Source organism: Pseudomonas sp. 44 R 15 (assembly GCF_900004965.1).
Lineage (GTDB): Bacteria > Pseudomonadota > Gammaproteobacteria > Pseudomonadales > Pseudomonadaceae > Aquipseudomonas > Aquipseudomonas orientalis_A.
The window spans coordinates 2,777-4,753 of sequence record NZ_CVTU01000093.1; the positions used below are offsets into that span (position 1 = coordinate 2,777).

The following is a 1,977-nucleotide window of genomic DNA, read 5'->3' on the forward strand; positions in this document are numbered from 1 at the left end:
GACCTCGGAGCGTCAGGTAGATACGCGTTAGCTCCCTCGCCACAGGTGCGGTGTCGCACCAAAATTGTGTAGATACCTATGCTCATCGGGGGCACGCCCCTCCCACATTTTGAGGCTCGGTGTGTCAGTTGATTTCGTAGCGTACCGACAGTGCGCCCTTTTTTTCCGAGAGGGCCAGGATCGTTACCTGACCCAGTTCGCTCAGTGCTTGAACATGCGTGCCACCGCACGCGTATGCCGGCAATTCACCGAAGCCGACTTCTCGGGTGCCTTCTTCCAGCGTCATGTGGCGTGGATAATCTGCGGCGATCCACTGGTTGACCAGTTGCTGGAGGACCTGCGCATCCATCTCTTGCGCGGCTTCGCCGCGGATAAAAGTAATCTTGCCTTCACCCGGCCAATGATGCGCCTTGATCGGCATCCAGCCCAAGCGTTCGCCGGCATTGCCAATCAGGTGTCCCGCTGAGTGAAGGCGCGTGTGCAGCGCGCGGCGTGATGCATCGACCCGCGCCGTGATGGGGCCGGGTTCCAGGGGTTGATTGACGTAATGCACCACATGCGTTGCGTCCTGCGTGACGCGCAGCACCTGGCTGTCGCCCAGCCACCCGGTGTCGAAGGGTTGGCCGCCGCCTTGGGGATGGAAAATCGTCGATTGCAGGATCACCGCAAATTGCTCTTCGTGAGGCGTGCAGCTCAGCACTTCCAGCTCGGCTGTCAGGTGATCGTGGGTGAAAAACAGGCGCTCGGTCATCGTGTACATCCGCATCCAGGTGATGCCACAGTATAAATAGTGCGCTGATAGGCGATAATCCATTCAAATATCAATGGACCTGTGCGTCATGAGCATCAATCTTCCTTTGCCGCTGCTGGGTGAAATGGCGATTTTCGTCAAGGTGGTCGAAACCGGCAGTTTCTCCGAAGCGGCGCGGCAACTGGGCGTTTCACCCTCGGCGGTGAGCCGCAGTATTTCGCGCCTGGAACAGGCACTGGCAACCCGCCTGTTGCAACGCACCACACGCAAGCTGCGCCTTAGCGAGGGCGGCGAAGAGGTGTTCAAGCGGTGCCGCGAGATGGTCAGCGCGGCGCGTTCGGTAATGGAGATCAGCGGGCAATTTACCCATGAAGCCGAGGGCCTGGTGCGGGTCAGCGTGCCCAAGGCAGTGGGGCGGTTTGTGGTGCATCCGCATATGCCGGCGTTCCTGCGGCGCTATCCCAAGGTGGATGTGCAACTGATCCTTGAGGATCGGCCTGTGGATCTGATCGACGACAATGTCGACCTCAGCATCCGCATCACCGACAGCCCGCCGCCCGGTCTGGTCGGGCGGCAATTATTGCCGATCGAACATTTGCTCTGCGCAACGCCGCAGTACCTGGCCGAGCATGGCACGCCGAGCCATCCCCATGATCTGCTGGAGCACAGTTGCATCTATCTGGGCGAAACCCCCGGTGACTCACGCTGGAAGTTTCGTCGGGACGGCAAGGCGGTGACGGTCGGTGTGCGCGGGCGGTATGCGGCGAACCACACGGGCGTGCGGCTGGATGCCGTGTTGCAGCATGTGGGGATTGGCAGCTTGCCGTATTTCACGGCGCGGCACGCCTTGGAAGAGGGACGGTTGGTGCAGGTATTGCCGGCGTGGGATTTTATCGCGTCTTACCACGGCGAGGCGTGGTTGTTGCATTCGCCTACGCGCTACTTGCCGCCCAAGCTGCGCGTGTTTATTGATTATCTGGTGGAGTGCATGGCGAAGGAGCCGACACTGCGCAGTCGGTAGAAATGGGGTTAAACATGTGGGAGGGGGCTTGCCCCCGATGGCGGTGTGTCAGTCACCGAATGTGTTGACTGATGCGCCGCTATCGGGGCATAGGCATCTACACAACCCTGTAGCGCTCAACCGTAACCACGATGCGAAGCGAGCCGCTCTTGATCTTGATCTGCTTTTGATCTCAGGCGCCCCGTTAAACCACGCTGGCCGAACG

Annotated in this window: 2 protein-coding genes; one reads left to right on the top strand and one right to left on the bottom strand. The window is 60.1% G+C overall.

Going from position 1 to position 1,977, the window contains the following annotated elements:
- Positions 1–124: 124 nt before the first annotated feature.
- A complete protein-coding gene (locus BFP93_RS14765) occupies positions 125–751 on the bottom strand; it encodes a hypothetical protein (RefSeq protein WP_065893693.1) in 627 nt (208 codons plus the stop codon).
- 88 nt (positions 752–839) lie between these two features.
- Here BFP93_RS14765 and BFP93_RS14770 point away from each other — a divergent pair, with 88 nt between their 5' ends.
- Positions 840–1,772, top strand: a complete 933-nt coding sequence (locus tag BFP93_RS14770; RefSeq protein ID WP_065893678.1) for a LysR family transcriptional regulator — start codon at positions 840–842, stop codon at positions 1,770–1,772.
- Positions 1,773–1,977: the final 205 nt, after the last annotated feature.

Bases quoted from the DNA above. Each gene is read 5' to 3' on its own strand.
- BFP93_RS14765 (WP_065893693.1), bottom strand. From the start codon at position 751: ATGACCGAGCGCCTGTTTTTCACCCACGATCACCTGACAGCCGAGCTG.
- BFP93_RS14770 (WP_065893678.1), top strand. From the start codon at position 840: ATGAGCATCAATCTTCCTTTGCCGCTGCTGGGTGAAATGGCGATTTTC.